6 protein-coding genes are annotated in these 6,548 nt (G+C 67.4%); 2 read left to right on the top strand and 4 right to left on the bottom strand.

Annotation, left to right across the window (positions count from 1 at the left end; translation table 11 throughout):
- Nucleotides 1-3 precede the first annotated feature (3 nt).
- On the bottom strand, nucleotides 4-1,215 hold the full coding sequence (gene tyrS, locus BAY15_RS02600; RefSeq protein ID WP_068854513.1) for a tyrosine--tRNA ligase: 1,212 nt from the start codon (nucleotides 1,213-1,215) through the stop codon (nucleotides 4-6).
- Nucleotides 1,216-1,382: 167 nt separating this feature from the next.
- Between tyrS and BAY15_RS02595 the strand changes: the two genes are divergently transcribed.
- Nucleotides 1,383-2,846, top strand: a complete 1,464-nt coding sequence (locus tag BAY15_RS02595) for a M23 family metallopeptidase (RefSeq protein WP_068848728.1) — start codon at nucleotides 1,383-1,385, stop codon at nucleotides 2,844-2,846.
- Nucleotides 2,847-2,912: 66 nt separating this feature from the next.
- The gene (locus BAY15_RS02590) at nucleotides 2,913-4,037 is read left to right on the top strand and encodes an anhydro-N-acetylmuramic acid kinase (protein ID WP_068848726.1); all 1,125 of its coding nucleotides are present in this window, start codon (nucleotides 2,913-2,915) and stop codon (nucleotides 4,035-4,037) included.
- 10 nt (nucleotides 4,038-4,047) lie between these two features.
- Here the strand turns inward: BAY15_RS02590 and BAY15_RS02585 are convergent, their stop codons facing one another.
- The 3 genes from BAY15_RS02585 to BAY15_RS02575 form a co-directional block, all read right to left on the bottom strand.
- Nucleotides 4,048-4,275, bottom strand: coding sequence for a hypothetical protein (locus BAY15_RS02585; protein WP_068848724.1), 228 nt, complete (start codon nucleotides 4,273-4,275; stop codon nucleotides 4,048-4,050).
- 85 nt (nucleotides 4,276-4,360) lie between these two features.
- Nucleotides 4,361-5,734: an AmpG family muropeptide MFS transporter gene (locus tag BAY15_RS02580; RefSeq protein ID WP_068848722.1), complete on the bottom strand. Its 1,374-nt coding sequence runs from the start codon at nucleotides 5,732-5,734 to the stop codon at nucleotides 4,361-4,363.
- Complete coding sequence (locus BAY15_RS02575; protein WP_068848720.1) at nucleotides 5,731-6,531, bottom strand: exodeoxyribonuclease III; 801 nt, start codon at nucleotides 6,529-6,531, stop codon at nucleotides 5,731-5,733. The genes BAY15_RS02580 and BAY15_RS02575 overlap by 4 nt, the downstream gene beginning before the upstream one ends.
- Between the last annotated feature and the right edge of the window lie 17 nt (nucleotides 6,532-6,548).

Raw genomic sequence — 6,548 nt, 5'->3', positions numbered from 1 at the left:
CGCTTAGGCGGCGACCAGCAGCACGCGTGCAAAGTTGCGCTTGCCGACCTGCAGCAGGCCCTCGAAGCCGGGCATGAACAGCTGCTGGGCATCGTCCACCACCTCGCCGTCCACCTTCACCGCACGCTCCTTGAGCTTGCGCGAGGCCTCCGAGTTGCTCGGGGTCAGGCCGGCTGCGGTGAGCAATGCACCAATACGCAGGCCTTCAGCGGGAATGGCCACTTCCTGCAGGGGCAACAGGGTCACATCGCCCTGCCCGGTCACGGCAGCGTTCCAGCCGGCAATGGCGAGCTCGGCCGCGTCGGCATCGTGGAAACGGGTGGTCAACTCACGCGCGAGGCGCAGCTTCACCTCACGCGGGTTCAGGGTCCCTGCGGCGACCTGCTCGCGCAGGCTGACCGCTTCGGCCTGGCTGATCTCGAAGGAAAGCAGCTCGATCCAGCGCCACATCAGGTCGTCGCCGATCTTCATGGTCTTGGTCACCATGTCGATCGCCGGTTCGCTGATGCCGATGTAGTTGTTGAGCGACTTGGACATCTTGGCCACGCCGTCCAGGCCTTCCAGCAGTGGCATGGTCAGCACGATCTGCGGCTTCTGCCCGTAGTGCTCCTGCAGGCCACGGCCCATGAGCAGGTTGAACTTCTGGTCGGTACCGCCCAGTTCGACGTCCGCTTCCAGCGCCACCGAGTCGTAACCCTGCACCAGCGGGTACAGGAACTCGTGCAGGGCGATGGACTGCTGGGCCGCATAGCGCTTGGCGAAGTCGTCGCGCTCGAGCATGCGCGCCACGGTGTGCTGGCCGGCCAGGCGGATCATGTCGGCCGCGCCCATCTTGCCGAACCACTCCGAATTGAAGCGCACTTCGGTCTTTTCGCGGTCCAGTACCTTGAACACCTGCTCTTCATAGGTGCGCGCATTGGCCAGCACGTCGTCCTTGCTGAGCGGCTTGCGGGTGACGTTCTTGCCCGAGGGGTCGCCGATCATCCCGGTGAAGTCGCCGATCAGGAAGATGACCTGGTGGCCGAGGTCCTGGAACTGACGCAGCTTGTTCAGAAGGACTGTATGGCCCAGATGCAGGTCCGGGGCAGTGGGGTCGAAACCAGCCTTGACCCGCAGCGGGCGGCCGCTTTCCAGCCGCTGGCGCAGCTCCTCGATCTTGAGGATTTCATCGGCGCCACGGCCGATCTGGGCAAGGGCTTGTTCAATCGAGGACACGTGCAACTCCCGGCGATGCCTTATTTACATGAATGACGTTAAGTACAAGTTAACCGCAAGCGCTTCACAAAAGCCAATAGGCACAAGGGTTTGACGCGATATTTATACCTGTCTATGTTACCGACGTTTGGGCCCGCGCTCCCGGGCCAGCCAGGAACACACCGACGATGCTGAATACCGATCAAGGCCGCGCGCGCAAGCAGCGCTTCAAGGAACGCCTTCACGTTCTCCACGACACCGCCCTGCATCGGAAGCTTCGACAGCATCTTCCCGCTGCTTTCAATGAGCGCTGGACCCGCCGCCACTGGATGCACGCCAGCCTGTTCGCCACCATCGGCGCCCTGGTGGCCACTATTGTCCCCGGCTTCTCGCACACCATCGAGTCGCCCTACTCGGTCAGCCATTCCACGCTGGCCCTGCCCTTGCCGCCGCTGTCCCAGGAGCGCCTGCAGCAGGTGCCGGGCGACAGCTGGCAGGTACTGCGCGTGCAGCGCGGCCAGACCCTGAGCAACCTGTTCGACGAGGCCGGCATTTCGCCCACGGTGATGCACCAGGTGCTGGAGCACCCCGGTGCGCGCGACGCGCTGACCAAGCTGCGCCCCGGCGCCGAGATCGCCTTCGACCTGCCGCTGAGCGGGGAGCTGCGCACGATCCGCTTCGACCGCGACGCCGACAACCGGGTGGAGCTGTCGCTGAAGGGCGAACAGATCACCGAGAAGGTCAGCAAGCGCGAGAGCTCCACCCGCCGGGTGGTGACCAGCGGCGAAATCACCAGTTCGCTGTACGCGGCGGCGCGCAAGGCGGGGCTGTCGCCGTCGGCCATCGCGACGATGACCGACGAGATCTTCAAGTACGACATCGACTTCTCCAAGGACCTGCAGCCGGGCGACCGCTTCAGCGTGGTGATGGATGAAACCTGGCGCGAAGGCGAAAAGGTGGACACCAGCAAGATCCTGGCGGCGACCTTCACCTCCGGCGGCAAGACCTACAGCGGCTTCCGCTTCGACCGCAACGGCAAGTCCGAGTACTTCGACGTGAGCGGGCGCCCGCTGAAGAAGAGCTTCATCCGCATGCCGATTCCCTTCGCCCGCCTGAGCTCGACGTTCGGGGCGCGCAAGCACCCGGTGCTGGGCAAGATGCGCATGCACAAGGGCGTGGACTACGCCGCGCGCACCGGCACCCCGATCATGGCCGCCGGCGATGCCCGCGTGCAGTTCGCCGGCGTGCAGCGCGGCTACGGCAACGTGGTGATCCTGGACCACGGCCGTGGCCACACCACCCTGTACGGGCACATGTCGCGCTTTGGCAAGATCAAGACCGGCCAGCGCGTGGCGCAGGGCACGGTGATCGGCTACGTGGGCTCGACCGGCCTGGCCACCGGCCCGCACCTGCACTACGAATTCCGCGTCAACGGCGTGCACCGCAACCCGCTGTCGGTGACGATGCCGCCGCCGGAGCCGCTGCAGGGCAGCGAGCTGGTCGCCTTCCGCGCGCAGACCGCGCCGGCGCTGGCCCGCATCCAGAGCATGGAGAAGCTGATCTACGCCGACGCCAGCCCGGCGCCGAAGGCCGACCAGGCCGCTACCACCACGGCCAGCGCGGCCAAGCCGGCCAAGGGCAGCCGCGGCTGATCGCATGCATTGACGGCGGCAACAGGTTGCGCGGAAGCTGCACGCACCCTGTTGAACCGCCTGGCCATGACTTCAGCTGATCCGCATACCCCGCTCTACCTGGGCCTGATGTCCGGCACCAGCGCCGATGGCATCGATGCCGCGCTGGTGCAGTTTCCCGCCGAGGGCGGCTGCCGCTTCGTCGATGGGCTCACCCACCCCTGGGACCCCGCCATCCGCGCCGAGCTGGTGGCGCTGGGCGAAGGCGGCGAGCTGGGCTCACTGGATACGCTGGGCCGGATCGATGCGCAGATCGGCATCACCTTCGCGGCCGCCGCCAACCGCCTGCTGGAACAGGCCGGGGTGAGCCCGGCGCAGGTGCGGGCGATTGGTTCGCATGGGCAGACGGTGCGGCACCGGCCACTGGCCGATCCGGCGTTCACCTGCCAACTGGGCGATGCCAACCGGATTGCCGAGCTGACCGGCATCACCACGGTGGCCGACTTCCGCCGCCGCGACGTGGCCGCCGGTGGGCACGGGGCGCCGCTGATGCCGGCCTTCCACCTGGCGATGCTGGGCACGGCCGATGAGGACCGGGCGGTGTTGAACCTGGGCGGGATCGCCAACCTGACCCTGATTCCGCGCGTGGGCACCCCGCGTGGCTTCGATACCGGGCCGGCCAATGCGCTGATGGACGCGTGGTGCGAGCGGCATACCGGCACGCCGTTCGATGCCGATGGTGCGTTTGCGGCCAGCGGGCAGGTGGATGAGGCGCTGCTGGAGCACTGGCGGGCCGAACCGTGGTTCGCGCTGCCACCGCCGAAGAGCACCGGGCGCGAGCAGTTTCATCTGGCGTGGGCCGAGGCGGCGATGGCCGGCCGCACCCTGGCGCCGGCGGATGTGCAGGCGACGCTGCTGGAACTGACGGCGGCCACGGTGGCCGACGCGCTGCTGGCCCACCTGCCGGAAGCAACGCGGGTGCTGGTGTGCGGCGGCGGTGTTCGCAACCCGCAGCTGCTGCGCAGACTCAGCGCGCGGTTGCCGGGGGTGGTGGTCGAGTCCAGCGCAGTGCACGGGCTGGACCCGGACTACCTGGAAGCGATGGGGTTTGCGTGGTTGGCGCACCGGACGCTGCAGGGGTTGCCGGGCAACCTGCCCAGCGTGACCGGGGCGCGCGGGCCGCGGATATTGGGCGCCATTCACCCAGCATGATGGGTGCTGCCTAGAACGCCTTTACGTCCGGCAGCGCCTGCAGGGCTGCTATTGCGTCGGCCAGGGCATTCACTTCGGGGTCGTGGAAGCCGCTGCGGACTTCCAGTTCGCTGGCGAACAGGCCCTGCTCGAGCAGGACCACGCAGGTGTGTTCGCGGGTCCAGCCGCGTGCGACGGCGACCCGGCGGATGCGCTCGTTCAGCAGCGGATCGAGATCGCGCAGCACCAGATCAACCATGTGTATTCCCCCGTTGGCAACGCACCGCCCCCACGGCACAACGGGTTCGATGATGGCCCAGCCGGGGGGTACGGGCAAGCACCCCTCAGCTGGCCGCGCGCAGGTGCCGGCGCTGCTGCACGATCAGCAGGGCGCACAGGATCACCACCGGGATGGCGATCAGCGCGGTGCCGACGAAGAAGAGCGCGTAGCCTTCCAGCAGGGTGCGGCCCTGGGCCAACGACTGCACCGCCCAGCCTGAGAGACCCTTCAGCGCCTTGCCGGGCATGGCATAGAACGAGCTGAGCAGGGCGTACTGGGTGGCGGTGTAGCCGATGCTGGTGAGGCTGGACATGTAGGCGATCAGCGCGGTGCCGGCAAACCCGCCCGAGAGGTTGTCGATGGCCATGGCGATGGCGAAGCTGGTCGGGTCCGGCCCGACGTAGGCCAGCCAGGCAAACGCCAGGTTCGAGGCCGGGCCCAGCACGGCGCCCACCAGAAGGGTGGCCAGCACGCCCCAGCGCACCGAGACCAGTCCGGCGGCGGCAATACCGACAAAGGTGGCGATCAGGCCGACCGAGCTGCGCACCGCGCCCACCGTCTCTTCGGTCAGGCCAAGGTCGACGTAGAACGGGTTGGCCATCGGGCCCATGATGAAATCGGCCATGCGGTACACGCTGATGGCCAGCAGGATCAGGATGGCGCCGCTGCGGTGTTCGCGGACGAAGGCAATGAACGGCCCGACCAGTGCATCGAACAACCCGCGCGGGGTCCACAGCGGGGCCGCCTGGGTCTGCACGGCGATCTGCGCGCGCACCGGTTCGCGCGCCATCACCACCGCCACCACGCCCAAGGCCATCAGGCCGGCCATGATTTCGTAGGACATCTGCCAGCCCACGCGGGCGGCGATCAGCAGGATCAGCGCATCGGTCACCAGCAGCGCGGTGCGGTAGCCGAGCGCGGCGGTGGAGGTGAGCAGGCCCAGCTGTTCGCTGTTGTCGGCACTTTCAATGCGCCAGGCGTCGATGACGATGTCCTGTGTGGCCGAAGCGAAGGCCACCACGGTGGCCATGATCCCGAACACCAGCATGTGTTCCCAGGCGATGCCCAGAATCAGGATCTGGCCACCCTTGGGATGGACCACGGCCATGCCGATCAGGGCGGCGGCCACCACCGCCTGGGACAGCAGCATCCAGCCGCGGCGGCGGCCGAAGCGGCCCAGCAGCGGGGCGTCGACCTTGTCCACGATCGGCGCCCACAGGAACTTCATCGAATAGGCCAGGCCCACCCACGACAGGAAGCCGATGGTGTCCAGCTCGATGCCTTCCTTGCGCATCCAGAAGCCGAGCGTGTTGCCCACCAGGTAGATCGGCAGGCCGGAGCTGAAACCCAGCAGCAGCATGGCCAGCACCTTGCGCTCGCGCAGGTTGGCCAGCACCCGCTGCCACGGGCGACGGGGCTTGGCGGCCGCTTCACTCATGGGGCGTAGTCCACCGTGAACGGGGCATGGTCGGAGAAGCGTTCATCGCGGTAGATCGAGCAGCCACGCAGGCGATCGCGCAGGCCGGGGCTGACGAACTGGTAATCGATGCGCCAGCCGACGTTGTTGGCGCGGGCCGCGCCGCGGTTGCTCCACCAGGTGTAATCCTCGCCGGTGGGGTGCAGCAGGCGGTAGGCGTCGGTCCAGCCCTGGCCGCCGGCCACGTCCAGCGCCTGGCCGGCATCCACGCACTGGCCATTGAGCCAGTCGCGTTCGGGCGGCAGGCAGCCGGAGTTCTTCTGGTTGGATTTCCAGTTCTTGATGTCCAGCGCGGAGCGGACGATGTTCCAGTCCCCGCACAGCACGTAGTCGCGGCCGCTGGCCAGCCACTGGGCCAGGATCGGGCGCAGCCACTCCATCACTTCGTACTTGAAACCCTGGCGCAGGTCGCCGGAGCTGCCGGAGGGGATATAGAAGGACACCACGCTGAGGTTGCCGTAGCGGGCTTCGATGTAGCGGCCTTCGTCGTCGAACGGGGCCCAGCCCAGCGAGGTGATGACCTGGTCGGGCTCACGCTTGCTGTAGATGGCCACGCCGCTGTAGCCCTTCTTGGTGATCGCGTCACGGTAGAAGCAGTGGTGGCCGTCCGGGCGGAACATGGGATCGGTCAGCTGGTCTTCCTGGGCCTTGGTCTCCTGGATGCAGAGCACGTCGGCATCCTGGGCACGGAACCACTCGAGGAAACCCTTGGTGGCGGCGGAACGGATGCCATTGGCGTTGAAACTGATGATGCGCATGCTGACCCGGGTCTGGT

The organism is Stenotrophomonas rhizophila (genome assembly GCF_001704155.1).
Lineage (GTDB): Bacteria > Pseudomonadota > Gammaproteobacteria > Xanthomonadales > Xanthomonadaceae > Stenotrophomonas > Stenotrophomonas rhizophila_A.
The sequence above is the reverse complement of the archived record's forward strand: the minus strand, read 5'-3'. Positions and strand labels throughout refer to the sequence as shown.

Bases quoted from the DNA above. Each gene is read 5' to 3' on its own strand.
- BAY15_RS02575 (WP_068848720.1), bottom strand. From the start codon at position 6,531: ATGCGCATCATCAGTTTCAACGCCAATGGCATCCGTTCCGCCGCCACC.
- BAY15_RS02585 (WP_068848724.1), bottom strand. From the start codon at position 4,275: ATGGTTGATCTGGTGCTGCGCGATCTCGATCCGCTGCTGAACGAGCGC.
- BAY15_RS02595 (WP_068848728.1), top strand. From the start codon at position 1,383: ATGCTGAATACCGATCAAGGCCGCGCGCGCAAGCAGCGCTTCAAGGAA.
- BAY15_RS02580 (WP_068848722.1), bottom strand. From the start codon at position 5,734: ATGAGTGAAGCGGCCGCCAAGCCCCGTCGCCCGTGGCAGCGGGTGCTG.
- BAY15_RS02590 (WP_068848726.1), top strand. From the start codon at position 2,913: ATGACTTCAGCTGATCCGCATACCCCGCTCTACCTGGGCCTGATGTCC.